General features: G+C 69.5%; 20 protein-coding genes. 11 read left to right on the top strand and 9 right to left on the bottom strand.

Features of this window, described 5'->3' with window-relative positions; genetic code table 11:
- Positions 1–124: 124 nt before the first annotated feature.
- Positions 125–778 (top strand): hypothetical protein, encoded by a 654-nt coding sequence (locus tag ABZU76_RS23380; protein ID WP_354873029.1) that lies wholly within the window; start codon positions 125–127, stop codon positions 776–778.
- Between the two features lie 60 nt (positions 779–838).
- On the opposite strand, the gene ABZU76_RS23375 is transcribed toward ABZU76_RS23380, so the two are convergent.
- Both ABZU76_RS23375 and ABZU76_RS23370 read right to left on the bottom strand, forming a co-directional pair.
- Positions 839–1,729, bottom strand: a complete 891-nt coding sequence (locus ABZU76_RS23375; RefSeq protein ID WP_354873026.1) for an SDR family oxidoreductase — start codon at positions 1,727–1,729, stop codon at positions 839–841.
- A gap of 41 nt (positions 1,730–1,770) precedes the next feature.
- The gene (locus ABZU76_RS23370) at positions 1,771–2,517 is read right to left on the bottom strand and encodes an SDR family oxidoreductase (RefSeq protein WP_354873023.1); all 747 of its coding nucleotides are present in this window, start codon (positions 2,515–2,517) and stop codon (positions 1,771–1,773) included.
- A gap of 321 nt (positions 2,518–2,838) precedes the next feature.
- On the opposite strand from ABZU76_RS23370, the gene ABZU76_RS23365 reads away from it, so the two are divergent.
- Positions 2,839–6,180, top strand: a complete 3,342-nt coding sequence (locus ABZU76_RS23365; protein WP_354873021.1) for a phosphodiester glycosidase family protein — start codon at positions 2,839–2,841, stop codon at positions 6,178–6,180.
- Positions 6,181–6,233: 53 nt separating this feature from the next.
- Here ABZU76_RS23365 and ABZU76_RS23360 read toward each other — a convergent pair whose 3' ends face one another.
- From ABZU76_RS23360 to ABZU76_RS23350, 3 genes are all read right to left on the bottom strand, one after another.
- Entirely contained in the window at positions 6,234–6,611 is a 378-nt protein-coding gene (locus tag ABZU76_RS23360) for a DUF427 domain-containing protein (protein ID WP_354873018.1), read from the bottom strand.
- A 68-nt stretch (positions 6,612–6,679) separates the two neighbouring features.
- Entirely contained in the window at positions 6,680–7,051 is a 372-nt protein-coding gene (locus tag ABZU76_RS23355; RefSeq protein ID WP_354873318.1) for a hypothetical protein, read from the bottom strand.
- A 22-nt stretch (positions 7,052–7,073) separates the two neighbouring features.
- Complete coding sequence (locus ABZU76_RS23350) at positions 7,074–7,439, bottom strand: hypothetical protein (RefSeq protein WP_354873015.1); 366 nt, start codon at positions 7,437–7,439, stop codon at positions 7,074–7,076.
- Between the two features lie 534 nt (positions 7,440–7,973).
- Here ABZU76_RS23350 and lanKC point away from each other — a divergent pair.
- The 8 genes from lanKC (at position 7,974) to ABZU76_RS23310 (ending at position 19,047) form a co-directional block, all read left to right on the top strand.
- Positions 7,974–10,517, top strand: coding sequence for a class III lanthionine synthetase LanKC (gene lanKC, locus ABZU76_RS23345; protein WP_354873013.1), 2,544 nt, complete (start codon positions 7,974–7,976; stop codon positions 10,515–10,517).
- A gap of 32 nt (positions 10,518–10,549) precedes the next feature.
- A complete protein-coding gene (locus tag ABZU76_RS23340) occupies positions 10,550–10,702 on the top strand; it encodes a SapB/AmfS family lanthipeptide (RefSeq protein WP_220245799.1) in 153 nt (50 codons plus the stop codon).
- Positions 10,703–11,431: 729 nt separating this feature from the next.
- Positions 11,432–13,030, top strand: a complete 1,599-nt coding sequence (locus ABZU76_RS23335; RefSeq protein WP_354873010.1) for an ABC transporter ATP-binding protein — start codon at positions 11,432–11,434, stop codon at positions 13,028–13,030.
- Complete coding sequence (locus ABZU76_RS23330) at positions 13,027–14,742, top strand: ABC transporter ATP-binding protein (RefSeq protein ID WP_354873007.1); 1,716 nt, start codon at positions 13,027–13,029, stop codon at positions 14,740–14,742. The genes ABZU76_RS23335 and ABZU76_RS23330 overlap by 4 nt, the downstream gene beginning before the upstream one ends.
- Before the next feature lie 418 nt (positions 14,743–15,160).
- Positions 15,161–17,596 (top strand): nitrate- and nitrite sensing domain-containing protein, encoded by a 2,436-nt coding sequence (locus ABZU76_RS23325; RefSeq protein WP_354873004.1) that lies wholly within the window; start codon positions 15,161–15,163, stop codon positions 17,594–17,596.
- Between the two features lie 51 nt (positions 17,597–17,647).
- Positions 17,648–18,073 carry a roadblock/LC7 domain-containing protein gene (locus ABZU76_RS23320; RefSeq protein ID WP_285970952.1) on the top strand — a complete coding sequence of 142 codons (426 nt, stop codon included), beginning with the start codon at positions 17,648–17,650 and terminating at the stop codon, positions 18,071–18,073.
- Between the two features lie 34 nt (positions 18,074–18,107).
- Positions 18,108–18,476, top strand: coding sequence for a DUF742 domain-containing protein (locus tag ABZU76_RS23315; RefSeq protein ID WP_220245794.1), 369 nt, complete (start codon positions 18,108–18,110; stop codon positions 18,474–18,476).
- Positions 18,457–19,047, top strand: coding sequence for an ATP/GTP-binding protein (locus tag ABZU76_RS23310; RefSeq protein ID WP_220245793.1), 591 nt, complete (start codon positions 18,457–18,459; stop codon positions 19,045–19,047). The genes ABZU76_RS23315 and ABZU76_RS23310 overlap by 20 nt, the downstream gene beginning before the upstream one ends.
- Positions 19,048–19,103: 56 nt before the next feature.
- Here the strand turns inward: ABZU76_RS23310 and ABZU76_RS23305 are convergent, their stop codons facing one another.
- The gene (locus ABZU76_RS23305) at positions 19,104–20,477 is read right to left on the bottom strand and encodes a tryptophanase (RefSeq protein ID WP_354872999.1); all 1,374 of its coding nucleotides are present in this window, start codon (positions 20,475–20,477) and stop codon (positions 19,104–19,106) included.
- Between the two features lie 45 nt (positions 20,478–20,522).
- Positions 20,523–21,599: a tryptophan dimethylallyltransferase family protein gene (locus ABZU76_RS23300; protein ID WP_354872997.1), complete on the bottom strand. Its 1,077-nt coding sequence runs from the start codon at positions 21,597–21,599 to the stop codon at positions 20,523–20,525.
- A gap of 354 nt (positions 21,600–21,953) precedes the next feature.
- Here ABZU76_RS23300 and ABZU76_RS23295 point away from each other — a divergent pair, with 354 nt between their 5' ends.
- Positions 21,954–22,814, top strand: a complete 861-nt coding sequence (locus ABZU76_RS23295) for a methyltransferase domain-containing protein (protein ID WP_354872994.1) — start codon at positions 21,954–21,956, stop codon at positions 22,812–22,814.
- 78 nt (positions 22,815–22,892) lie between these two features.
- Here ABZU76_RS23295 and ABZU76_RS23290 read toward each other — a convergent pair whose 3' ends face one another.
- Positions 22,893–24,203 carry an MFS transporter gene (locus tag ABZU76_RS23290; protein WP_220245789.1) on the bottom strand — a complete coding sequence of 437 codons (1,311 nt, stop codon included), beginning with the start codon at positions 24,201–24,203 and terminating at the stop codon, positions 22,893–22,895.
- 33 nt (positions 24,204–24,236) lie between these two features.
- Positions 24,237–25,562, bottom strand: a complete 1,326-nt coding sequence (locus tag ABZU76_RS23285) for an MFS transporter (protein ID WP_354872991.1) — start codon at positions 25,560–25,562, stop codon at positions 24,237–24,239.
- Between the last annotated feature and the right edge of the window lie 64 nt (positions 25,563–25,626).

The following is a 25,626-nucleotide window of genomic DNA, read 5'->3' as shown; positions in this document are numbered from 1 at the left end:
AGGAGCGCGGGCGAACAGGCAGCGACCGGATTCCGACGGAAGAAAGCGACGCACCGGAAATCGGTGGCGATCAGGTAGGAAGGAGACCGATCCACGCACCACTGCCCTGAAAGGACGATCCGGCTTGCGTTCACGATTCGTGGTCGTCGGTGCACTCACCGCAGTGCTCCTGAGCGGGTGCGGCGCCACCGACGATTGGTCGGGACCACACCCCGCGCCCACCGCCGTCGGCGTGCTCGGTCAGGGATTCACCAGTACGCCACCGACTCCGGAAGCGACGATCACCCCGCGGCCGGGTTCGTGGGACGCCGTGCACCCGGCGCCGGGCTACCGCGTGGTGCTCCTGACCACCGGCGACGACCCGCAGACGAAAACCCTGGTCGGCGCGGTCAAGGACTGGGCCGAGCAAGAGCAGGTGAGCCTCAAGGTCGTCACGGCCGACGATCCCGGCCGCCACACCGACAGCATCGTCGAGGCCATGAACCTCGCCCCGGACCTCATCATCACGGCCGGCAGCGAACTCGTCGACGCGATCACCGTGGTCACCGCCAGCCACCTCGACCGGCAGTTCCTGGTGCTCGGCGCGGAAATCGCGGAACCGACCGCCAACGTCACCGCCGCCAACTGGCCGGGCGCCACCTACCGCGGCGCCGGCCTCATCACCGCCACAGGCGACGACCCGGGGTCCTTCACCCCGGCCCGGGCGGCGGCGGCCGTGCGGGCGGGCGTGGCGAGCGTCCTGAGCGGACTGACGGGAATCGTCATCCGGCTGAAGTAGGTACGGCGAAGGGAGGGAAGCCGGAGCTTCCCTCCCTTGTGCACGGTCCCTTCCGGACGGTCACTTCCGGATCGTGAGCAGATCCGCCAGGTCGATGCGCTCGTAGAACTCGCGGTGGATGCGGTCGGCGACCGCCGAAACCTCGGCCGAACCGTCGTCGGACGGGTCGATGATCACGCGGTACGGACGTTCGCCGCGGGGCAGGGCGACGATGCCGGCGATCTCGGCGGCGACCGAGGAGACGTCGGCGTCGGCCGGCTCCAGGGCGGCGAGCTTGCCCGAGACCTGCTCCATCAGGCCGGCGTACTTGGTCTCGTAGTCGGCGACCACGGCGTCGTCGGCCGGGCGGCCCGAGTGGGCGAAGTGGTTGGTGCCCGAGGTGAACGCGCCGGGGACCACGATCGACGTCTCGATGCCCCACCGGGTCAGCTCGGTCGAGTAGCTGACGGCGAGCGCGTCCATGCCGGCCTTCGCGGCGAAGTACGGCGCGAGGTACGGCGGGGTGCCGCCCTTGACGCTGGAGCTGGAGACCCACACGACCAGGCCCTCGCCACGGCGGCGCATGCCGGGCAGCACGGCGCGGTTCACGCGCTGGGTGCTGAGCACGTTCACGTCGTAGAGCTGGGCGAGCTGTTCCGGCGTGAAGGCCTCGGCCGGGCCGGTGACCATGTGGCCGGCGTTGTGGATCAGCACGTCGATGGTGCCTCTGTCGGCCTCGATCCGTGCGACAGCCGCGTCGATGGAGTCCTGCGAGTTCACGTCCAGCTCGATGGCACGCAGGTCGACATCGTGCTCCTTCGAGTAGTCGGCGACGGCCTGGACCTGCGGGGCGTTGCGGCCGGCCGTCTCGCGCATGCCGGCGTAGACGGTGTGGCCCTGGTCGGCCAGCGCGCGGGCGGTGAGGGCGCCGAAGCCGCTGGAAGCACCGGTGATGACGATGGTCTGGGACATGGGAGTTCTCCTTCGGAGCAGCAGGGTGGACCGGGGGTGGCTCAGATGGCTCCACCGTTGGTGTGGATGATCTGGCCGTTGACCCAGCGGCCCGGGCCCGCGAGGAACGCGGCGACCTCGGCGATGTCCTCGGGGCGACCGATGCGCTCGGCCGGCGTCTGCTGCGCGATGCGGTCGATGAGCTCCTGCGACTTGCCCTCGGTGAACAGTGGCGTGTCCGTCGGGCCGGGCGACACGGTGTTGACCGTGACGTCACGCCCGCGCATTTCGCGCGCCAGGATCAGGGTCATCGCTTCGACGGCGCCCTTGGACGCGGCGTAGGCGCTGTACCCGGTCTGCTGCAGCTTCGTCACCGACGTGGAGATGTTGACCAGCGCGCCACCCGCGCGCAGCCGGCGCAGGGCCTCCCGGTCGACCGCGAACGTGCCGCGGACGTTGACGCGGTGGATGCGGTCGAGCTCGTCGAGCTCCAGGTCGATCAGCGGCGAGAGCGGCATGATCCCGGCCGTGTGCACGACCACGTCGATGCCGCCGTAGCGCTTCTCGGCCTCGTCGAACAGCTGCGCGACCTCGTGCTCGTCGGCCACGTCGGCCTTGCCCACGCTCGCCACCCCGCCGGCGGCGACGATCTCCTCGACCACCGCGTCGGCGCGCTCCTTGCCGCCCGAGTAGTGCACGAGCACCTGCATGCCGTCAGCGGCCAGCTTCTTGGCCACGGCCCGGCCGATCCCTCCCGAACCGCCGGTGACGATCGCGACGCGCGGGGTGGTGGTCTCAGTGCTGGTCATTTCGTTCTCCCGTATCCGTGTTCCGCTCTGTTGATACTGACGTTACAGCTCAACCCGTATCCGCGCTAGAGCATTCCCGTATCAACGATATGACGTGGGTAACACGGGTACGGATCGGTGTTACTTGCGCTATCCGGCCTGGTGTGGCACAACGCACGCGGCGTTTCGCCCGGATCGGCACCGCCCGTTCCCTGCCGCACCCCTGCGCGCCGACGACGGGACATCTTGTTTTCACGAGGCGGTGCTGGGGTGACGTGCGCACATCCCTGTGCACCGGAACGAGGAGCTGTCTTGAAACGCAGTCGAAGAAGCAGCGCGGTGGTGGCCGCTCTGCTCGCGGGAAGCGTGGTCACCTTCGGGGCCACCGGAACGGCGGAGGCCTCGGCACCCAAGCCGTGGCTGCCGGCCACTCCCGCGAACTGGAGCCTCGTCGTCGACCAGACGAAGACGACGCCGGTGACCGTCACGCGCGGCGTGACCCAGTACTCCGAGACCTACGACACCGTCGGCGGCCGCCAGCACACCCAGGTGCTCGACGTGAACCTCGGCGACCCGAACGTACGCCTCGGCGTGGTCGAAGCCGGCGACGTGATCACCAATCCGGCCGACGAGACGGTGAGCTCGATGGCCGCCCGCACCCACGCGGTGGCCGGCGTCAACGGCGACTTCTTCGAGATCAACGCCAGCGGCCGCCCGCTCGGCGGCGTGATCACGAACGGCAAGCTGCTCAAGAGCCCGCGCCCGAACTTCAACGCGCAGCTCGGTGTGCGCGCCGACGGCACGATGGTGCTCGGCCCGCAGACGTTCTCCGGGTCGATCACCGACGGTGCCGCGAGCACTCCCCTGACCTCTGTCAACGTTGTCAACGACGTCGCGTCCGGCAGCATCACCGAGATCACCCCCGACCTCGGCGGCGCGACGGCTCTCCCGGCGAGCACGCTCGTGCTCGGGCACGAGACGAAGACGGGCACGTTCGTCGTCGACTCCGTGCAGACGGGCGTCACCGCGGCGCCGGCCCTGACGAAGGGCCAGCTCGGCCTCCTCGGCGGCGGCGCGGGCGGCACGTGGCTGTCGAGCACCGTCCACAGTGGAGACTCGGTCTCGGTCACGGCCGACACCGGCGGCCTCAAGCAGCTGCTGTCCGGCTCGACCATGCTGGTCAGGGACGGCGCGGTCTACAACGACCCCACCGGCAACCCGCCGGGCGGCGTCAACCCCGAGACCGTGGTCGGCGTGAGCAAGGACGGCAAGCACACGATCATCGCCACGCTCGACGGGCGCCTCGGCGCCAGCGCGGCGCTGGGCGTGACACCGGCGCAGGTCGCGGGCTACATGGTGGCCCACGGCGTGTACAACGCCGTGCTCTTCGACGGCGGCGGCTCCACCGAGATGGCCGCCCGCAAGCCGGGTGACCCCGCCGTTTCGGTGATGAACAACCCGTCGGACGGCCACGAGCGGCCCGTCGCCAACGGCCTGTTCCTCTACTCGACCGAGCAGGCTCCCGGCTTCGCGCGCACGATGGTCGTGAACGGCGGCAAGGGCGTGGACACGGTGCCCGGCGCGACCGTGCCGGTCCCCGCGTTCGGCCTCGACTCGCTCGGCAACCCCGCGCGCGAGAAGGCGTCCGTGCAGGTCGTGCCCTCGACGCTCGGTTCGTGGAAGGACGGCCAGTTCACCGCGGGCCACGCGGGCACCGGCGTACTGATCGCGCGCGCGGGCATCGCGGTCTCCGTGCAGCCGCTGCGGGTCGTCGACCGGCTCGGGTCGCTGCAGATCTCCCCGACCGACCCGGACCTGAACAACGGTGGCACGCAGACGTTCACTCTGTCCGGCTCGACGTCCACGGGCACCGCGGTCGCCATCCCCGCCGCTGCGGCTTCGTGGTCGGTGAGCGACGCGTCGCTCGGCAGCATCGACAAGTCCGGTGTCTTCACGGCGGACGCAGTGAACTCGGGCCTGGAGAAGGTGACGGCGAAGGTCGGCGGCACCACAGCGACCGCGACCGTGGCCATCGGCAGCGTGTCGCAGGACCTCAACGACTTCAGCGACCCGGATGCGTGGAGCCTGCGCAACACCACGGGCCAGCCGGCCACGATGGTCGCCGCGCCGGGCGTCGTCCCGCCGGGATCGACAGCTTCGGCCTCGACGCAGCTGACGTACACGATGCCCGCGGGCTCCGGCGTGAAGCAGCTCGTGCTGTCGCCGAAGTCCACGATCACGGCCGGCGCCAACACCAGCGGCCAGAACCCGACCGGCATCGGCGTGTGGGTGAAGGGCGACGGCACCGGCATCCAGCTCGCCGAGTCGTACATCGGCATCGACGGCGCCACCACCACGCTGTACCCGACCACGGTGACGTGGCAGGACTGGCGCCTGGCCATCGCGACGCTGCCGCCGGGGCTGAACTTCCCGCTGCGGATCAGCTTCGTCGACTTCCTCACGATCAACCCGAGCCAGACGACGTCGGGCACGCTGAACGTGAGCGGTCTGCAGGCGCTGTACTCACCGCGCCCGCTGGTCGCGCCGCCGTACCAGGCGATTCCGCAGAACCCGTCGTGGCTGAAGTTCTCGGAGAACGCCGCGGACTTCTCGCGTTCGGGCTCGACGATGCTGCTGGGCGACGACGCGCACATGGTGGCGAGCGACCCGGGTTCGGCTTCTTCGAACGTCATGGACACCATCAAGGGCCGGCTGCCGATGTTGCCTTCGCAGGCTCGGCCGTCTTCGGTGCAGGCGCTGGGTGACATGTCGGACGACGGCGCGGTCGCCGACCTGCAGTACGCGCAGCAGAAGATCGCCGCGCTGGGCGTGCCGTACCACGACGTGGTGGGCAACCACGAGATCAGCCAGGGCGTGCTGCCGGAGAACGGCAACTTCGCCCAGGTCTTCGGCGCCACGCACTACCAGTACAAGGCCGGCGACGCGCAGGTCATCGTCACCGACAACGCGCACGGCAGCCTGCAGTCGTCGGACGCGTTCCAGTCGCCCGCCGAGGCGCAGTACCCGTGGCTGGTCAAGCAGCTCACGGACGCCTCGTCGCAGACCGTGCTGGTGACCACGCACATGCCGGCGTACGACCCGCACCCGGTGGCCAACAGCCAGTTCAGCGACCGGTGGGAAGCGCGCATGTACGTGCGGCTGGTGCAGCGCTACCAGCAGACGCACCCGGACAAGCACGTGGTGATGCTCTACGGCCATGCGCGCGGGTTCGCCGACCAGGTCATCGACCCGCTGGGCAACCCGACGTCGCCGGCCGCCGGCGGTATCCCGCAGCTGACGATCGCGGACCTCGGCATGCCGGCGTACGCGCCTTCGGACGAGGGCGGCATCTACCACTTCGTGCTGCTGCACACCGCTCGTGGTGACGTGCAGTTCTCGGTGGAGCCGGTGCTCTCGTCGATCGCGGTGACGGTGCCTTCGTTGCGCGTGGGCGGCTCGGCGGTCGCCTCGGCCACCGGCGCCGAGGTGGGCGGGGACAACCTCCCGGCCGCCACGATGCCGATCGCCGATCCGGCCTCGCACGTGTGGTCGTCGAGTGACTCTCGTGTCGCTTCCGTGGACGCGGCGACTGGGAAGGTCACGGCGCGTCGAGCGGGCACCGTGATGATCTCGGTGACCAGCGGCGGCGTGACCGGGTCGGCTCAGCTGACCGTCACTCGCTGATTCCTAGTGCCGGGCGCGCTCCGTTTCCGGGGCGCGCCCGGCTTTTTCGTGGGTCAGGCGGGCAGTTCCTCGATCGAGACGCGGTCGGCGTAGAACGCGACGTGGTCCTTGATCGGGGACACCGCGTCGTAGGGCTCCTCGTACGTCCAGACGGCGTTGTCACCTCGCGCGCCGGCGGGAGTGAGGGAGTAGTACGACGCGTCGCCCTTGTAGGGGCAGTACGTGTGGTGCTCGGTGCGCGAGAGCGCCGTGAAGTCGACGTCCTCGCGTGGGATGTACTGCACGGCCGGGTAGGTGGACTCGCGCAGGACCTGCGCACGGGTCGTGTCGGCGATGACCGCGTCGCCGAGCTTCACGACCACACGCGCCGGGTTGACCTCGACGGTGATCGGGTGGTCGGGGCCGGGGATCTTCTGCGTGGGCTGGGCCATGGTCTCCTCGTTCCGCAGTGGCTTCTCTCTCGAGTAACCACAGGAGGCCGGTGACCCTTCCCGGCAGATCAGGCCGAGACGCGCTTGGGCGCGGTCCGCCACAGCCAGTACAGGCCGACCAGCGGCAGCACGAGCGGGATGAAGACGTAACCCTGGCCGTAGACCGACCACACCGTGGCGTCGGGGAAGGCCTGACGGTCGAAGATGCTGAGGGTGCCGATCGTCAGCACCCCGAGGAACTCGACGCTGCACGCCACGAGCGCGACCCGCCACCAGCGTTCGCCGCCTTTGGCGAGGGCGAAGGTCGCGAGGAGGTAGACGACGGCGGCGAAGGCCGAGAGCACGTAGGCCAGCGGCGCTTCGTGGAACTTCGTGCCGATCTGGACGCCGGCGCGCGAGGTCGCGGCCAGCGCGAAGATCGCGTACACCGCGACCAGCACCCGGCCCGGGCCCGTGGCCGTCTTACGCGCTTGCTCCACTCCACACCTCGTTCAGTCGCAGCACCATCACCGGGATGGCCAGGCAGGCGATGCCGAGCACGACCGTGCTCGACCGGCTCCGCTCGGCCAGCGCCCACACCGCGCCGACCGGCAGCACGACCAGGCAGCCGATCAGGTAGGCCAGGAACGTGGCGAGGCTGCCGGGCTTCTCACCGCTCGCGAGCAGCACGATGCCGACCACGAGCTGGGCGACGAGCAGCACCTCGACCACACCGAGCGCGACGAGCAGCGGGGTGTCCGGCAGGCGCTTGCGCGCGGCCTGCAGGAAGCTCCACAGCGCGACCAGCAGTGCGCACACCGCCACCGCCACCGCGAAACCGAGAATCACCCGTTCCTCCTTCTGCCGCGCTGGCCACAACGTACCCGCTGGCGTTTCCGGGGCTGTTCGCCGAGGGCCGCCGACGTGGCCGGCGCCACGACCGGCGGTCTCCTGTGGACTGAGCCGTTCCCCAGCTCCACGCGGCCGTCGGAATCGGGCACCGGAATCCGTTGATGGCATTCTGCCAATTTCGCGGTACAGTTACTGATCCGGCCAAAAGTAGGCCGACCCCCACGCGGCACGTAACCGCCGCCACGAAGCCATTCGGCCGTGACTGTGGTCGGATCGGTAACGATCGGCAGAGTATGCCGCACTTCGCCGGACCTGCATGAACAATGCGACGAGCCGGGCGTTACACCACGACCGAGTGGTCGAGTAATCCGTGAAATCACACAGGGTCCCCGGTTTCGGACTTCGGCGGCACTTCTGTCTACCCTGATCAGCCCAGCCGAACCCCCGGGTTGGCGGATTGGCCTTTACACCTCCGGCGTGCGGGAATATTCCTCGTCAGGGAGTGCGGAAGTACGCGGAGGGTGCGGTTTCATGGACATGCGGTATGAAGCGTTCTGCTTCGCGGATCCGCTGTTCTTCGACGAACAACGCGAAACCGGAGCAGCCGCCGACGACTTCGCCGCCGGACTGCCGGCGCCGGGACCGATGTGGACGGTGGGCACGCGCGGCATCTGGCGCGTGCTGCACCCGCGGGGCGTTGACCTGCCCGAACAAGGCTGGAAGGTCCACGTTTCGGCCGGAATGGACAATGCGGACCACGTGCTGGCAGCGGTGCACGAGTACTGCGTGGACCGTCGCGTGGCGTTCAAGCACCTGCGGTCCCGGACCATCCTGCTGGCGCGGAATTCGAAATATGCACCTCGCGACGGAAGCGGCAAGTTGATCACGCTTTATCCGCTCGACGAGTGCGAACTTACACAGGTTCTTCAAGATCTTTCCGAGCGGCTGAGTGGCGAACACGGCGCTTATGTGCTCAGCGACCTTCGCTACGAATCTGGGCCGTTATACGTACGTTATGGCGGATTCGCCGAACAATGGGTGGAACACGACGGCACACGAGTGCTCGCGATCCGCAAACCCGACGGTACACCCGTGCCCGACCGGCGTGAGCCCGTTTTCTCGGTACCCGATTGGGTGAAGATTCCGGCGTGCCTGGACGCGAGCCTCGCAACGCGCAAAGGCGGCGATCCGGGGCAGTTCCCCTACCGCGTGACGAGCTCCCTGCACTTCTCCAACGGCGGCGGCGTGTACGTCGCCGAGCGCAAGGCGGACGGGGCGGAGGTCGTGCTCAAGGAGGCCCGGCCCCACGCCGGGCTGGACCGCGAACTGGTCGACGCCGTCGAACGGTTGCAGCGCGAACACGAGGTTCTCCAGCGGCTGGCGGACGTTCCGGGCGTTCCGGACGCGTACGAGCGCTTCACCGTGTGGGAGCACCACTACCTGGCGATGCAGCGGATGCCGGGGACGTCGCTGGGCAGCTGGCTCGCGCTGCACTACCCGCTCACCCGCCGCGACAGCACCGAGGCCGACCTGCTGGCGTACCGCGATCGGGCGCTGGGAGTGCTCGCACAGGTGGAGCGGATCGTCGCCGACCTGCACGAACGCGGGGTGGTGTTCGGTGACCTGCACGCCCTGAACGTGCTGGTGGCCGACGACGACACGGTGTCGCTGATCGACTTCGAGATGGCGTTCGACGTCGCTTCGGGTTCGCGGCCGGCGTTGGGAGCGCCCGGATTCCGCGCGCCGGCCGACCGGCACGGGTTCGACATCGACCGGTACGCGCTGGCGATGCTGCGGCTGTGGCTGTTCCTGCCGTTGGCGACGCTGCTGGAGCTGGCGCCGGCGAAGCTGCGGGGTGCGGCGGAGTTCGCGCAGCGCCGGTTCGGGCTGGCCGACGGGTACGCGGACGAGCTGGTGCGGGTGCTGGGCGACGACCGGGTCGGGGGTCTCACCGAGCTCGACGAAGAGCGGCCCGACTGGACGCTGGTGCGCAAGCAGATCGTGGAGGGTGTGCTGGCTTCGGCCACCCCGTCGCGACTGGACCGGTTGTTCCCGGGCGACATCGAGCAGTTCCGGGTGGGCGGCGCGTGTTTCGGCTTCGGCGCGGCAGGTGTGCTGTGGGCGCTGGATGTGGCCGGGGCCGGGCGGTTCCCGGAGCACGAGCAGTGGCTGCTCGACGCCGTGCGCCGCGAACCGCCCGCGCGGCCTGGGTTCTTCGACGGCAGCCACGGGATCGCGTACGTGCTCGAGCACTTCGGCCACCGCGACGCGGCCTCGGGGGTGCTGGCCGCGTCACGGGCACTGGTGGACCAGACCACTGACCACGCGTTCGATGGTGGGCTCGCCGGGATTGCCTTGACGCAGCTGCACTTCGCGACTTCGCGCGGCGACAACGAGTACGGGCGGCAGGCGCTGGCCACCGCCGTGCGGCTCGCCGAGACGTTGGAGACAGCCGCGCCGCTGGGGAACTTCGCGCGGGCGGGGCTGCTGAGCGGGTGGTCGGGGCCGGCGTTGCTGTTCATCCGGCTGTACGAGCGGACCGGTGAGCCCGCGTGGCTGTCGTTCGCGGACCAAGCGCTGCGCCGCGACCTCGAAGAATGCGCCACGGCGGACGACGGCTCCCTGCAAGTCCGCGACGGCGAGCGTCGGACGCTGCCGTATGCGGGGATCGGCAGCGCGGGGATCTTGATGGTGCTGGAGCAGCTGGCGCGGGTTTCGCCCTCCGCTTTGGCGTGTTCGAGTCTGCCCGCGCTGCGCGAGGCGTGCCGCGGCGAGTTCGTGATCCAGCCCGGCCTGCTGCACGGCCGCGCGGGGCTGCTGGCGGCGCTGTCGTTCACCGCTTCGCCCTCGGAGCGGGTTCGCTCGGCCATCGACCTGCACCTGGCGCGCCTGGCCTGGCACGCCATCCCGTTTCGCGGCGGCCTGGCCTTCCCGGGCAACCAGCTGCTGCGGCTGTCGACCGACGTCACCACCGGGAGCGCGGGCGTGCTGCTCGCGCTGTCGGCCCTGCTGGACGGCTCGGAGGTGCTGCCTTTCCTGGGCGCCACGCCGTCCCCCCACACCTCCGGCCGCTGATGGCCGGCGGAAGAACACGAGAAGGGATCACCATGGAACTGGTTCTCGACCTGCAGGCCCTGGAAGCCCCCGAAGCCCTCGAAGGCCACGGCGGCGGCCACGGTCACGGCCACGGGGCGCCGAGCAACCTGAGCCTGCTGGCGTCGTGCGCGCACAGCACGCTCAGCCTGCTGACCTGCCACTGAGTTAGCTGACCTACTGACCCTTCGATCCTTGTCGACCTTCTGACGGTCTTTCGGCGATTGGGTGCTCTCGGGCGCTTCGGCGTTCTGGGGTGCCTCGGTGCTCTCGGGTGCTTTGGTGCTCTCGGGCGCCTTGCGTCGGGGCGTCACGGACCGGGTGCGGGAGCGGCGCAGGCCAAGTGCGCCGCTCCCGCCTCACCATTCTGCCCCGGTGCCGCGGGTTGGTCACCGGGTTCGCTGGGATCTGCCGCGCGATGGGCGGCAGGTTGGGCTCGCTGGGCTGGTTGGGCTCGTTGGGCTCGTTGGACGAGGAGTGAGATGCCCGGGTACGGAGCACCTTCCGACGGCCCCGTCGACGCGGTGCCCACCGCCGGCCCCGTCGGCACACCCCGCCCCGATTCGGCAAGCGCGGGTCCCGAGTGGCAAGTTGCCACAACCCCCTCCGCCTTGCCACAACCCACGGCACATCGCCGCCCGACGCCCACCCCATCACCGGCAAACGCCCCCTCGGAACGGCAAGTTGCCACTCCGCACGACGACCTGCCGCAACCGACGGCAAGCCGCGACCGAGCGGCACGAGCACGGCCAGCATCCGGCCGAGCTGTGCGGCAAGCTGCCGAACCGCCTTCCGACTTGCCGGAGCCCGTGGCAAGCCGCGGACGAAAGGCAAGAAAACCGGCAGCACCCGGGGATCGGCTCTTGGGGGAAGTCGCGAGGAGAGACCCCTGGCGGGTGGGGGTCCTCGCCGTGGTCGGGCTCGTCGCGGTGGGGGCGAGTTTGTTGTTGCCCGGGGCGTTGGCGGCAGCCACCGATGCCGTGATCAGCGGCAGAGGCACGGCGAAACCGGTCGTCTGGCTGGTCGTCGTCGGTGGGGCCGAGATCGTGGCCGACGTGGTCGGCGGGGTGGTCGTCGTGAGGGTCACCAGTGGCGCCGGCGCGTGGCTGCGGCGCAGGATGATCGACCGGCTGCTGGCCCAGAAGACAAAAACCCCGTTCGCCGAAGGGGACGCGGTGAGCAGGATGGCCGGGGACGCCGTGGGGGCGGGCAGCATCGTGCCGGTCGTGGTGCAACTGGTGTCCGCGGCGGTGATCTCCGTCGGGGCCATCGTGCTGCTCGCGGTCCTCGACTGGCGGCTCGCGCTCGTGTTCCTCGGCAGCATCCCCGTGGCGCTCCTCCTCGCCAGGTCACACCTCAAGAACACCGCCGACGACGTCCTCACCTACCAGCGCGTCTCCGGCGAGCTCGCGGCGCGGCTGCTCGACGCCACCACCGGCCTGGCCACGATCGCCGCGTCCGGCACCGCGGACCGGGAAGCCGAGCGCGTGCTGAAACCGTTGCCGCGCCTGAGTCTTGCCGGACGAGGTATGTGGCGGACGCAGGCGAAGATGGTGTGGCGCGCCGCGTTGCTGTTGCCGGCCGTGGAGCTGGCGGCGCTCACCGCGGCGGGGTTCGGGGTGCTCGGGCACCGCCTGACGGTCGGCGACGTGCTCGCCGCCCTCGGCTACGTCGCGCTCGGCATGGGGATCGTGACGCAAATCCCGTTGCTCACCACCGTTTCGCGGGCCCGCGGCTGCGCCGAGCGCGTCGCCGAGGTGCTCGACGTCCCCACCCCCGAACGCGGCAAGCTCGGCCTCCTGCCCGGCACCGGGACGCTCACCCTCCACAACGCCACCGTCCAAGGCGCCCTGCACCCCACCACGCTCACCATCCCCGGCGGCACATTCATCGCCATCGTAGGGAAATCCGGCTCCGGGAAGTCCACTGTGGTCAGTCTCCTCGGCGGCCTCACCTCCCCCGACTCCGGCCAAGCCCACCTCGACGGCCGCGACCTCACCACCCTGCGCCCCGAGGAGCTCCGCGCCGTGGTCGGCTACGGCTTCGCCCGGCCACACCTGCTCGGCGCCACTGTCGCCGACGCCGTGGGCTACGGCACCTGGGCCGGCGACACCGCCGTCCGCGCGGCCTGCCGCGCCGCCCGCATCCACGACGTCATCACCCGCCTCCCCCGCGGCTACCACACGCCGCTCGCCGACACCCCGCTCTCCGGCGGCGAAGCGGCGCGCGTAGGCCTCGCGCGGGCCATCGTGCACAACCCGCGCGTGCTCCTCCTTGACGACGCCACCGCGAGCCTCGACACCGTCACCGAACAGTCCGTCCTCGCCGACCTCCCCGCGGGAACCCTGGTGGTCGTCACACACCGCGCCGCCCTCGCCTCCCGCGCCGACGCTGTCGTCTGGCTCGAGGACGGCCACGTCAGAGCCGTCGCCCCGCACGCCGTCCTGTGGCAGGACCCGCAGTACCGCGCCGTGTTCACGGAGGAGGCGGGATGAGCGTCAGTCACCTCTACCGCGCGACCCTCCTGCGGCAATGGCGCGGTGGGCTGGTCCTCCTGGCGTGCTCCGCACTGGAAGGTGCGCCGGCGTTCTTCTCCGGGCGGTTGGTCGAGCTGGCCGTCGACCGGGGGTTCGCGGTGGGGGCGCCGAAGGCCGGGATCGGCTACCTCGCGTTGTTCGGGGTGGCGGCGCTGGCCGGGGCGTTCGGGTCGCGGTTGGTGTGGCGGCAGCTCGGGCAGGTGGTGGAGCCGCTGCGGGACGCGCTGGTGACGGCCGTGGTCCGCGGGGTGCTGCATGACCCCAACCCGCCACGGAACGCGGCCGACGCGAGTGGCGTCGCGAGGATCACGCAGCACGTGGAGGTGGTGCGGGACGCCACGGCGGGACTGCTCGTGCAGGCGCGCGCGATGGTCGTGACGACGGCGGCGGCCATCGCGGGGCTGGTGACCGTCGCGGGGCAGCTCGTCCTCCCTGTGGTGGTGCCCGTGGCGATCGCGATCACGGTGTTCGCGGCGCTGCTGCCGTCGCTCGCGCGCAGGCAGCGGGCGCTCGTGCTGGCCGACGAGCGGACCGCCGAGACCACCGGCGCCGTGCTCGGCGGAATGCGGGACGTCGTGGCGTGCGGGGCCGAGCCTGGGGCGGCGCTGGCGGTGTACGACGCCGTCGAGAAGCAGGCCGAAGCCGCCGTGAGAGTCGCACATTCCGGGGCGGCGAGGTCGTTGGTGATCTCGCTCGGGGCGTTCGTGCCGTTGATCGCGAGCTTGGCGGTCGCGCCCGGATTGGTCGAGACGGGTGAGCTCACGGCCGGAGCGGCGCTGGGCGCATTGGTCTACCTGGCGACGACGATGCAGCCGGCGCTGCGAGGGCTGGCCGCCACCGCGGGCACCGTCGTGCTCAGGCTGATCGTGGCGCTCAAGCGGCTGGCCGAGACCGCCGAGGTGCCGCCGGCGAAACCGAAAACCGAACAAGCCCGCAGCACCGACCTGAGAGTCCGCGGCCTCACCTTCCGCTGGGGCGCCGCACCCGAACCCGTCGTGCGTGGACTGGACCTCCACCTGCGCGCGGGCGACCACCTCGCTGTCGTCGGCCCGAGCGGGATCGGCAAGTCGACACTCGCGGGTCTGCTCACGGGGCTGCTCACGCCCCAGGCCGGCCAGGTGCTGCTCGGCGGCGTGCCCGTGGCCGAAGCCGCCAACCGGCACGAGCTCATCGCGCTCATCCCCCAGCAGGCCTACGTCTTCGCAGGCACACTGCGTGACAACCTCGGCCTGTTCGCTCCCACCGCGTCGGACGAGCGCCTCCGCGCCGCCGCCGAAGCCGTCGGCGCCGAAGAGCTGCTTGGCCGCCTCGGCGGCCTCGACGCCGAGTTCGGGCACGAAGCCGAGGGCCTCTCGGGCGGAGAGGCCCAGCTCATCGCCCTCGCCCGCGTCCACGCGAGCGCGGCGCGCATCGTCGTCCTCGACGAAGCCACGTCCACTTTGGACCCCGCTGCCGAGGCCCGCGCCGAGCGCGCCTTCACCGAGCGCGGCGGCACGCTGGTCGTGATCGCGCACCGCCTGTCGTCCGCCGTGCGGGCGCGCCACGTGCTCGTGCTCGACGGGCGCGAGACCCTGCTTGGCAGCCACGCCGAGCTGCTGGTCCAGTCAAGGCGATACGCAGCGCTGATGCAGGCGTGGCTTCCGGCTGAACCAATCCGGACAGGACACTGACCGGCCCGGCCCGCCGAACGCTCGAACACCGCCCCCTCGCCTGTCGACAAATCAATTCGACGACTACCCGGCCAGTGGGATTCGCCACCTTCCCCCGGATTTCGTATTCACCCGTTCAGCTCAGCACACGTCCAAGAGGTTGCCTGCCGAGGTCATCACCACGAGAAATGCCGGTAATCGACTCGTCACGCGACGTGATGGGTCACGTTGGGCCACTCATCGGCAGGTCGAGCGCCCGATCAGTGGCACCACGATGGCCCGGTTCATGGTAAAAAACGGACCCTGATCTGTTCCGTGGTGAAACGAAGGGTGAGTCGAGGACTCGTGACGACGGCCGCCCCGGTCCTACCGTCGGGTCCGCTTCCCCTGCCGGCTTCCGGCTTTTCGCCGACTGTGACTCAGGAGTTCGTGAATCGTCGTGGAGAACAAAGATGAGTCCGGCAAGGCGTACGACAAGTCGATCCGGAAAAGGCTGACCAGGACCGTTCTCATCCCGAGCATCACGCTGCTGGTGCTGGTGGCCGCGGTCTCGTCGTACTTTTTCATCAACGGCCTGTACGTGCGCCTCGTCGCCGTCTCGGTGCGTGAGGTGTCGATCCCCGCGATCCAGGCGCTGTCGTCACTGCAGCAGGAGCGCCAGGTCGCGCTGCAGTTCCTCGACACCCCCAACGCGGGGAACGGCGAGCTGCAGCAGCTGGAGAAGAGCAACGACGAGAAGCTCAAGGGCATGCAGGACGCCTTCGCGTCCACCATCTCGAGCGCGCCCGCCGAGATCGCCGACAAGGTCACCGCGCTGAAGACCCAGCTCGACCAGCTGCCGGTGCTGCGTTCGCAGATCAACTTCCGCACCATCGGCCGCGCGCAGGTGAACACCTACTTCAACGGCGTGCTCGACACGGCGTCGACGCTGTTCGACACCCAGGCCCGCATCGTGCCCGACGCGACGGCCGTGCAGGGCGCGATCTCCGCGACCTCGCTGTTCCGCGCGACCGACCTGATGTCGCGCGAGACGTCGCTGGTCACCAGCGCGCTCGCGAGCGGCACCTTCGCACCCGACGACTTCGTGCAGTTCACGCAGCTGGCGGGCTTCTACCGCACTCAGGTCGGCCAGATCGCGCCGTTCCTCGAGCCCGCGGTGCGCAACGACTACCAAGCCCTCGTGACGAGCCCGGGCTGGAAACAGCTCACCGACGCGGAGAGCGCGCTGGTGAAGCACGGCCCGTGGACGCAGGAGGACCGGAGCACGGTGCCGGTCTCGGCGGCGGACTGGCAGACCCTCACCGGCCAGGTCTCGAACAGCCTCACCCAGCTGACGATCGCCCAGGGCGACGAGGTGTCCAACGCCGCCATCGAGTCCGGCGACTCGCAGCTGCGCAACGCGATCATCGGCAGTATCGCGGCCCTGATCGCCTCGCTGGTCGCGATCATCATCGCCGTTCGGGTGTCCCGCTCGCTCGTCGACCGCACCCTGATGACGCGGCTTGAGCGCCTGCGCAGTGACTCGCTCGACCTCGCCCGCAACCGCCTCCCCGGCATCGTCAACCGGCTCAAGAACGGCGAGGCCGTGGACGTCGGTGCCGAGCTGCCCCAGCTCGACCACGGCCTCGACGAGATCGGCCAGGTGGCCGAGGCCTTCAACGCGGCCCAGCTGACCGCCGTCAACGCGGCCGCGAGCGAGGCGAAGGCGCGAAGCGGTGTGCACAACGTGTTCCTCGGCATTGCGCACCGCAACCAGGTGCTCGTGCACCGGCAGCTGCAGATCCTCGACGAGATGGAAAGCCGCGAAGAGAACTCGACGCAGCTGGCGTCGCTGTTCCAGCTCGACCACCTCGCCGCCCGTGCGCGCCGCACCACGGAGAACCTGATCATCCTCGGCGGCAAACAGCCGGGCCGGCGCTGGCGCAAGCCGGTGTCGCTCATGGAAGTGCTGCGCGCGGCCGTCTCCGAGACCGAGCAGTACTCGCGGGTGCAGGTGGAGCAGGTGCCCGACGTCTCGATCGTCGGTTCGGCCGTGGCCGACGCCATCCACCTGATCGCCGAGCTCGTGGACAACGCCACGTCGTTCTCCCCGCCCGGCTCGCCGGTCGAGGTGACCAGCCGCATGGTCGCGCGCGGCGTCGTCGTCGACGTGTCCGACCAGGGCCTCGGCATGAAGGAAGCGGTGCGCGACTGGGCCAACGCGATGATGGCCGACGCCCCCGAGTTCGACGCCATGGCGCTGCGGGCCGACTCCAGCCTCGGCCTGTTCGTGGTCGCGCGCCTGGCTTCGCGGCTCGACATCACCGTCACGTTCGACCCGTCCCGGTACGGCGGCACTCGCGCCACCGTGCTGATTCCGTCCCAACACCTGGCCGGCAACGAGTCGGTCGACGCCGTCGGCAACGCCGAGTTCCGGTCCGAAGCCCCGCGCGAGCAAGCCGCGGTGCTGGAGCCCGTGGGCGGTGCCGCACGACCGGCACTGGAGAGCTCACCGCGTGTCATGGAATCCACCAACTCGTTCACCGGCCAGATCCCGATGAGGCGAGACGCCAAGCCGAGGCCTTACCCGGCTCGCGCGTACACCGCGGGCGAGCAACCGGAGCCCCTGCAGTCACAACCGCCGGCTCCGGTCCACGTACCGGTGGCCGCGGCTGCGGAACCGGCCCGCGAGCCCGATCAGAGCCTGCTGGTGGGCGACGACCGGCCCCGGCTGCCCCGGCGGCAGCCGCAGCAGAACCTCGTCGAACAGCTGCAGCAGGACGACCTGGGTGACCAGGACGTCGACGTCGCGGGCACCGGCGAAGCCACGGCCCGCACGCTGATGGCGTTCCACAAGGGCACCCGCCGCGCCCGTGGCGGCACCGACGATGCCTAGTCCGCGACAGCACACAGGAAAGTCCACACAGGAAAGTCAAGGTCTCTCCGCATGAACGAGTACGGGAACTCCAAACCCGACCTCAACTGGCTCCTCGACGATGTCGTCCACCGCGTCGTCGGCGCGCAGAACGCCATCGTGCTGTCCGCCGATGGGTTGCTGCTCGGCAAGTCGAGCGGCATGAGCAAGGACGACTCCGACCAGTTGTCGGCGATCGCGTCCAGCCTGCAGAGCCTCGCCAAGGGGGTGAGCCGGCAGTTCAACCGGGGTCCCGTGCTGCAGAACATGATCGAGATGGAGGGCGGGTACCTCTTCGTGTCGGCGGCCGGCCAGGGCGCGTGCCTCGCGGTGCTGGCCGGAGCCGATGTGGACGTGGAGATGATCGCCTACGAGATGAACCGGCTGGTCAAGCGCGTCGGCGACTACCTCGCCTCGGCGCCGCGGGAAGCCGCGACCATGCTCAGGGAGGCCACGTGACCGCCGCCGACGTACTTCTTCCCGCGGAGGCGGAATGACCGACGACAACTGGTACGACGAGGCCGCCGGGCCGCTGGTCCGGCCCTACACGATCACCAGTGGCCGCACGCCGTCCGAAGGCGCGCAGCTCGACGTGTCCACGCAGGTGATGACCCTGCAGTCGGAACAGGAGCCGGCCGGTCTCGGTCCGGAGCACCTGGCGATCATCCGGCTGTGCCGGCGGCCGCTGTCGGTCGCGGAGATCGCCGTGTACGTGAAGCTGCCCCTCGGTGTCGTCCGGGTGCTGTGCGGCGACCTGATCGAACGCGGCCTCGTCATCACGAGGTCCCCGTCCCACCAGCCGGCCCAGGCGCCGGACCACGAAACTCTCCAGGCGGTTCTCGATGGCCTCATCAAGCTCTGACGGCAAGGGCGTCGACTCTGTCCCGACGCCGGTCAAGATCATCATCGCCGGCGGGTTCGGCGCCGGGAAGACCACCATGGTCGGCTCGGTCAGCGAAATCCCGCCGCTGTCCACCGAGGAGGTGCTGACCGAGGCGAGCCACGGCATCGACGACCTGTCCGGCGTGGAGCGCAAGAAGACCACCACGGTCGCACTCGACTTCGGCCGGATCACGATCTCACCGCGCCACGTGCTGTACCTGTTCGGCACGCCCGGCCAGGAGCGCTTCTGGTTCATGTGGGACGACCTCGCGCGCGGCGCGATCGGGACCATCGTGCTCGCGGACACGCGCCGCCTGGAGACGAGCTTCGCGGCCGTCGACTTCTTCGAGCGCCGGCGAATCCCGTTCATCGTGGCGGTGAACTGCTTCGACAACGCCCCGCGCTACACCGCGGACGAGATCCGCGAAGCGCTGGTCGTGCCCGATCGCGTGCCGATCGTCATGTGTGACGCACGGCAGCGGGACTCGAGCAAGATCGCGTTGATCCGTCTGGTGAAGCACGCCATGACGGTGGTTCCGCAGCCCGCGTGAAGCCAACACAGTGGAGGGTCACTCCCCAGGGGAAGCGACCCTCCATTGTGGACAGATCAGACGACGGGTGCCATCGTCAGGTTGAAGTGCCGCAGGATCTTCGGCGCCTCGACGATCCGGTAGCCCGGCACGCTTTCCGGGTTCTTCGCGATGTCGCCCAGGATCTCGGCGACGTAGTCGTAGTGACCCCGGGAGTAGGTCCGGCGCGGCAGCGCCAAGCGGACGAGCTCGAACGGCGCCGGTGTCACCAGCTCGTTGTTCTCGTCGAGCTCGCCGATGTAGAGCGAACCCAGTTCCGCACAACGGATCCCGCCCGCGAGGTAGAGCTCGCACGCCAGCGAGTGGCCCGGGAACCGGCTCGCCGGCAGGTGCGACAGCAGGCGGCCGGCGTTGAGGTACAGCGCGTGGATGCCCGGCGGCTGCACGATGTCGACGCCCGACTCGTTCGCGAGCTGCGCCAGCCGCGCGGCCTCGGCCGCCCGGGCCTCCAGGTAATTCGGGTCGAGCACCTCCTGCAGGCCCTGGGCGAGGCGGTCGAGATCGTGGGCGCCGAGGCCGCCGTAGGTGCGAAACCCTTCGGTGGCGATGAGGAGCGCCTCGCAGCGCTGCGCGAGCTCGGGATCGCGCAGACCGATGAACGCGCCCATCGGAGAGATGCCGTCCTTCTTGAGGCTGGCCACGCAGCCGTCGACGAGGGCGAACGCCTCCTCGGCCACCTCGCGCGGCGTCTTGCCCGCGTAGCCCTCCTCACGCTGCACCACGAGCCAGGCGTTCTCCGCGAACCGCGCGGCGTCGAGGAAGATCGGCACACCGTGCGCGCGGGCCAGCCGGCTCGCGGCGGTCAGGTTCGCCATCGACACGGGCTGGCCGCCGCCGCCGTTGTTGGTGATCGTGACGAGCACCTGGCCGACGCGACCGGCGTCGGGGCCGGTCAGCAGCTGTTCCAGGACGTCGAGGTTGATGTTGCCCTTGAACGGTTCCAGGCTGTCGAGGTCGCCGAACTCCGCGCACGGCAGGTCGCGGGCCTCGGCGCCGAGCAGCTCGACGTTGGCGCGCGTGGTGTCGAAGTGGGTGTTGCTCACCGAGATCTTGCCCGGCCCCAGCACGTTCGTGAACAGCACGCGCTCGGCCGCACGGCCCTGGTGCACCGGCAGGAGGTGGGGGTAGTGCGTGAGCTCGCTCAGCGCCTCGCGGAAGCGGAAGAACGACTCGGAGCCTGCGTAGGAGCGATCCGCCGCCGCTGCCGCCGCCTCCTGTCTCGCGGAGACCGCGCCGGTTCCCGAGTCCGTGAGCAGGTCGATCGAGACCATGTTGGCCGGCAGGTTGAACGCGTTGTAGCCGGCCGCGGCGAGCGCGCGCTCACGCTCGGCGCGGGTGGTGACCGGGATTTCCGAGACAACCTGGGCACGGTAGGGCGGGAAGGTCCGCATCAGGTATTTCCTCCACTGTCTGGTGTCGGTGAAAAACTACCGCAGTCACGAGACCGGTCCGAGGACCGGTCTCTTTCGCGCCGGCAGAACCTGATAAGCCTCAGACGACAGGTATACGGTGATTCCCGAGCCGAATTCCCCCATTCTCAGAGAGACGTGTGCGATCAGCCCGACCCCGTCCCGCAGTGGGCGCTGCGAAACCGCTGCCAGGGCTTTGTCCAGTTTTGTCCCGTCGAAGCCGTACTGCGCGAGAACGGCGTGCGCGCGGGCGCGGGCCACTTCATCGTCGGGCACATAACTGCGAATGGGAAGATAGACGCTGTAGTTGGCCGGCCGGGCTCCCGATCCCTCCACGAAGGAATAGCTGGAGACCAACGGTCGATCTTCGAACGGACCTTTCCCGCCGCCCAGCACGGCGAGGAACTCGCGGATCAGCAGCGGGTCGGTGCCGGCCACCAGCTCCGCCGCGAACTCGGCGTCGGCCGAATCCGCGGCCGCGTGCGACACGTACACCTTCACCCGCGCGAGAGGATCGTCGTCGAGGTCGAGCGCGAAGAAGGAGAAGTTGTCCCGCTCGCCGCGGCGCAGCGCGTGCGCGATCATGGGATCGAACGCCTCGTCGATGTTCAGCCGGCGCAGCCCTTCACTGACCAGGGAATCGGCCATCGACGGGCCGCTGATCTGCGGGTTCAGGTAGACCTTGATCTTCGGCGCGCGGCCCGGCCGGAAGATCAGCGAGTACCACAGCGTGAACGGCCCCTGCCGCTCCTCGTGCGGCAGGAACAGGTCGGCCACGGCGTCGAGCCGGTCGGTGACCAGGCCGTATTCGCCGGCCACCGCGTCGAGGAACTCGCGGGGGCTCCTCGAGCCGACGGTCTCGCCGAGGACCCGCACCACGCATTCGCCGGTGGTGTCGAACGCGAGCGAGAATTCGATGGGAGTTGTGTCGTCCGCCACATTCGAGGGGAATTCAGGCGGGGTCGCCAGGCTTTTTTCTCCCTGCGGGCCCAGCAGTCCACGCAATAAGCCCAGGTGACGGCCGTCCGCGCCGTCGAAACCGACTACTTCGCAAAGCCGCTCGAGTTGTCCGCTGAGGTGGGTGTACATCGACAAATCAGCCATCGACACACTCGCTCCGACCATGACGCCGTATTCACCATTCATTCGTGCGTTCGGCTCAACGCTGCCACCCCCGTTTGGTGGACAGACAAGTGAACCGTCGAACAGATTAGACGGAGGAATACTGCACCCGCTACCTCTGACGGGGCGATCCGGACTCGAAAAGCTGTGTCTGAGTGTGCTTGCGGGATCAACGGGTTCACCTGAACACCGCATCGACACGACGACGTACTGCGGGTACGCGGGCGCGCACACGCGAGTCGGCACCCGGCGCGCAGCCCGGTTGGCGGCTGGACGCGTTCCGGGGCCGATGCCATCATCATCCGCGCCATCAGGCAGGTTCGAAGGGGTGCAGAAGTGACTTCAGTGACAAACACTGGCGGAGTCGAAGAAACCGTGCGGGGCTATTACAACGCAGCCATCGACGCCTACGCCGTGATGATGCCCCAGGACGCCTGGCATCACGGAGACGAGCGTGCTCACAACGCGGGACTGTCCTCGGAGGAAGCCGCGCTGGACATGCAGCGCCAGCTTGTCGCCGCGGCCGGGATCACCGCCGGCGATCTCGTGCTCGACTTCGGCTCCGGGGTCGGCGGCGCGGTGGTCAACATGGCGGACATGTCGGGCGCGCGGTTCGTCGGCATCTCGAACAACGACGCGCTGACGGCGAAAGCCCAGCGGCTGGCCGCGGCACGTGGCTTGGCGGACAAGGCTTTCTTCCACTCGGTCGGGGACACCGAGTACCAGACGCTCGGGGCGTGGCCGGACGCCGCGTTCGCGGCCATCACCTACCAGGAGTCGGTGGTCCACCTGCCGGACAAACAGGCCTTCTTCAACGCCGCGTTCCGGGTGCTGCGCCCGGGCGGCACCCTGGCCGCCGTGGACTGGATCCAGCGCCCGTGGGGCGAACACCGCAGCGCCGAGCAGATCGACGCGGTCATGGCCGAGGTCAACCGTGGGTTCTGCATCCCGTACCACGCCACCGTCGAGCAGTACCGGAACATGCTGGTCTCCGCCGGGTTCGACGTGCGCGAAGCGGTCGACCTCTTCCCGTCCGGCCCTTGCTGGGGCTCGACGCCCGAGGAGGAGCGGGACAAGTGGCTCACTTACGAAGGTGACCGCAACGATCTCTTCCACGACTCGAAGGTCGCGCTCGACGCGGCCCGGGCCGCCGGCGTGTTTTCCGTGGCCAAGCTGGTCGCGACCAAGCCGGTCTAGCGTCCATCCCTTGCAGGGCAGCGTTTTGCCCGGTCCGCCGAGTGACGACGGACCGGGCAAGGCACCACAGCTGAAGACCTACTCGACGGCTTCGATCCGCCGCCCGGTCGAGTCGGGCGCGGCCAGAGCGAGCGCCGCCGCCGCGACCGGGCCGACGATGCCGAACGCCAGCGCGAGCGGCACCGTGCCGGCGATCGACAGCGCGATGAGCGGGAACAGCCCCGCGCCCAGTCCGCGGCCGGCGTAGTAGCTGAGGTTCGAGCCGGTGGAGCGCACGCGCGTGGGGAAGAACTCCGCCATCCACACGCCGAGCACGCCGAAGCCGCTGGCACCCGCGGCGCACAACATCAGCGCCCAGAACGTCGGCGCGCCCCAGAAGTTCGCCCCGATCTTCGCGTTGTGGCCCACCACGAGGATGAGGAACCAGGCGAAGCCGATGACGCCGAACGCGCCGGCGACGGACATGGCCCACTTGCGCTTGATCTTGTCGGACAGCGCGCCGGCCATCGGATAGGTGACCGCCGTGACGATGAGGTTGAGCAGCACGATCAGGCTGGCCGTGCCGAGCGGCACCTTCTCCACCTTGATCAGGAACGTCGAAAGGTACGAGATCATCGAGTTCGTGGTGAGGAACAGCGCCGTCGCGATGCCCATGAACAGGATGGTGCCGCCGGCGTAGCCGTTGCGGAACAGGTCCAAGATCGGCACCTTGGTGCGCCGCTTGTCCTCGGGCACGCGGCCCTCGCGCAGCTCCCGCTGGTAGGTCCGCCACTGCTCCGACTCGGGCAGCATGATCGCCGACAGCACACCGATCAGCAGCGTCACGGCACCGATGATGATGTAGCCCGCGCGCCAGCCCGACGCGGTGCCGAACTGGACGATGCAGAAGTAGATGACGCCTTCGGTCACGATCTGCCCGACGATGTACATCGACTGGATCGAGCCGCCCATCAGGCCGCGCCTGCTCGTCTTCCACGCCTCGGTGAACATCGAGTACGACAGGCCGAAGAGCCCGCCCATGCCGACGCCGGCGAGCAGCCGCGTGAGCAGGAACAGCGCGTAGTTGGGCGCGAGCCCGCCGAGCAGCGCGGCGATGCCGAACACGACGACCGAACCGGTGTAGGTCCAGCGGCGCCCGTAGAGGTCGCCGAGCCAGCCGACGAGGATGCCGCCGGCGATCGAGGCGAAGCCCTGCAGCGTCGCCACCTGCACGATCTGGATGGTGCTCACGTGCAGGCTTTCCGACAGGTACGCGAGCGGATAGCCGACGAGGTTCAGCTCCGCGCCGTCGAACAGGGTGCCCAGGAAGGCGAAGATCAGGATGCGTGCGGTGGCCGGGCGTATGCCGGTGCCACCGCCGGTCGGCGCGTTGATGCGAACGGTCGACATTCGGGGGCCTTTCACGGGGGAGGGGTCAGGCGATCAGTCGGGAAGCTGCTGGCCGCGGGTTTCGGGGCAGAACGGGGCGACGATGAGGCCGAGGATGTAGATGAGCCCGACAACTGTGGCGGCCACGCCGTAACCGCCGAGCTGGGAGATGATCGCGCCCGCGGTGAGCGGGCCGAGGAAGGCGATGAAGCGCGCGGCGTTGAAGACGAACGCGGCGCCGGTCGCGCGCAGGTGCGTCGGGTAGAACTCCGGCAGCCACACCGGCATCCAGGTGTACTGGCCGAGGGTGAAGAAGCCGTTGATCACCAGCACGACCACGATCAGGCCGAGGCTGTGCGTCCACAGGAACAGCACGGGCGTGAGGACCAGTGACGCACCGAAGAACAGCAGTACCGCGGGTTTTCGGCCGAAGCGGTCGGCGATGAAGCCGAACGAGATGTACCCGGCGATGGCGCCCGCGTTGTAGATCATCCCGGCCGCACTGGCCCACGACTGCCCTGAAGCTCCGTTGTGGGCCGCGACTGAAGCGACGTACGCGGGCACCCACGTGGAGATGCCCCACCAGCCGAGTGTGGTGACCAGTGACATGAGCGACCCGAGGATGGTCAGCTTGCGCAGCTTGGGGTCGATCATGATCTGGCGCAACGTGAGCCGCGTGAACGACTGCTCGTGTTCGGTGAGCTGCTGGCCCTTGCGTTCCTTGAGCTCCTTGCGCCGCTTGTGCGCGCTCTTCCAGTTCTCGGACTCCGGCACGGACTTGCGCAGCCACAGCGCGAACACGGCCGGCAGCACTCCGATGAGGAACATGTAGCGCCACGAGTCCGCACCCAGCGGCGAGATGAAGAGCCAGCAGGCCGACGCGATGAAGAAGCCCAGCCCGAGGCCGCACTGCATGAGCCCGGCGGCCTTGGCCCTGGCGTGGGCCGGCCAGGTCTCCGCGACCAGCGACGTGCCCGTGCCCCACTCCGAACCGAGCGCGAAGCCGGTGATGAAGCGCAGGACCAGGAACGACGTCCACGACCACGACACCGCGGTGAGGCCCGTGAACGCCGCGTACAGGACCATCGACGTCAGCAGCGCCCGGCGCCGGCCGAAGTAGTCGGCGAAGACGCCGCCGAGGATGCCGCCGAAGCCCCAGCCCAGGAGCGTCACGGCGATCGTGGCGCCGGTCAGGAAGGCGACCTGGCTCGCGGGCGCGCCAGGGTCGAGCCGCTTGAGCACCACCGCCGCTGTGAGGATCAGGGCGTAGGTCTCGAAGCCGTCGAACAGCCAGCCGAGGTTGGCTGCGATCAGTGACCGCCATTGGGTGCGGGTCAGAGTCTTGGTCCACGAGGTGGATTTGACGGCGACATCGCTCATGGCCATCTCCTTTCCGGGCCGCCATGGGCCGGATCGAGATTCGGAGGGCGGGACAGGTTGTCCT

Source organism: Amycolatopsis sp. NPDC005232, from assembly GCF_040607795.1.
Taxonomy (GTDB): Bacteria; Actinomycetota; Actinomycetes; order Mycobacteriales; family Pseudonocardiaceae; genus Amycolatopsis.
The sequence above is the reverse complement of the archived record's forward strand: the minus strand, read 5'-3'. Positions and strand labels throughout refer to the sequence as shown.

Coding starts and splice junctions, on each gene's coding strand:
- ABZU76_RS23360 (WP_354873018.1), bottom strand. CDS start 6,611: ATGGCCCAGCCCACGCAGAAGATCCCCGGCCCCGACCACCCGATCACC.
- ABZU76_RS23300 (WP_354872997.1), bottom strand. CDS start 21,599: ATGGCTGATTTGTCGATGTACACCCACCTCAGCGGACAACTCGAGCGG.
- ABZU76_RS23305 (WP_354872999.1), bottom strand. CDS start 20,477: ATGCGGACCTTCCCGCCCTACCGTGCCCAGGTTGTCTCGGAAATCCCG.
- ABZU76_RS23285 (WP_354872991.1), bottom strand. CDS start 25,562: ATGAGCGATGTCGCCGTCAAATCCACCTCGTGGACCAAGACTCTGACC.
- ABZU76_RS23315 (WP_220245794.1), top strand. CDS start 18,108: ATGACCGACGACAACTGGTACGACGAGGCCGCCGGGCCGCTGGTCCGG.
- ABZU76_RS23290 (WP_220245789.1), bottom strand. CDS start 24,203: ATGTCGACCGTTCGCATCAACGCGCCGACCGGCGGTGGCACCGGCATA.
- ABZU76_RS23370 (WP_354873023.1), bottom strand. CDS start 2,517: ATGACCAGCACTGAGACCACCACCCCGCGCGTCGCGATCGTCACCGGC.
- ABZU76_RS23330 (WP_354873007.1), top strand. CDS start 13,027: ATGAGCGTCAGTCACCTCTACCGCGCGACCCTCCTGCGGCAATGGCGC.
- lanKC (WP_354873013.1), top strand. CDS start 7,974: ATGGACATGCGGTATGAAGCGTTCTGCTTCGCGGATCCGCTGTTCTTC.
- ABZU76_RS23310 (WP_220245793.1), top strand. CDS start 18,457: ATGGCCTCATCAAGCTCTGACGGCAAGGGCGTCGACTCTGTCCCGACG.
- ABZU76_RS23375 (WP_354873026.1), bottom strand. CDS start 1,729: ATGTCCCAGACCATCGTCATCACCGGTGCTTCCAGCGGCTTCGGCGCC.
- ABZU76_RS23320 (WP_285970952.1), top strand. CDS start 17,648: ATGAACGAGTACGGGAACTCCAAACCCGACCTCAACTGGCTCCTCGAC.
- ABZU76_RS23340 (WP_220245799.1), top strand. CDS start 10,550: ATGGAACTGGTTCTCGACCTGCAGGCCCTGGAAGCCCCCGAAGCCCTC.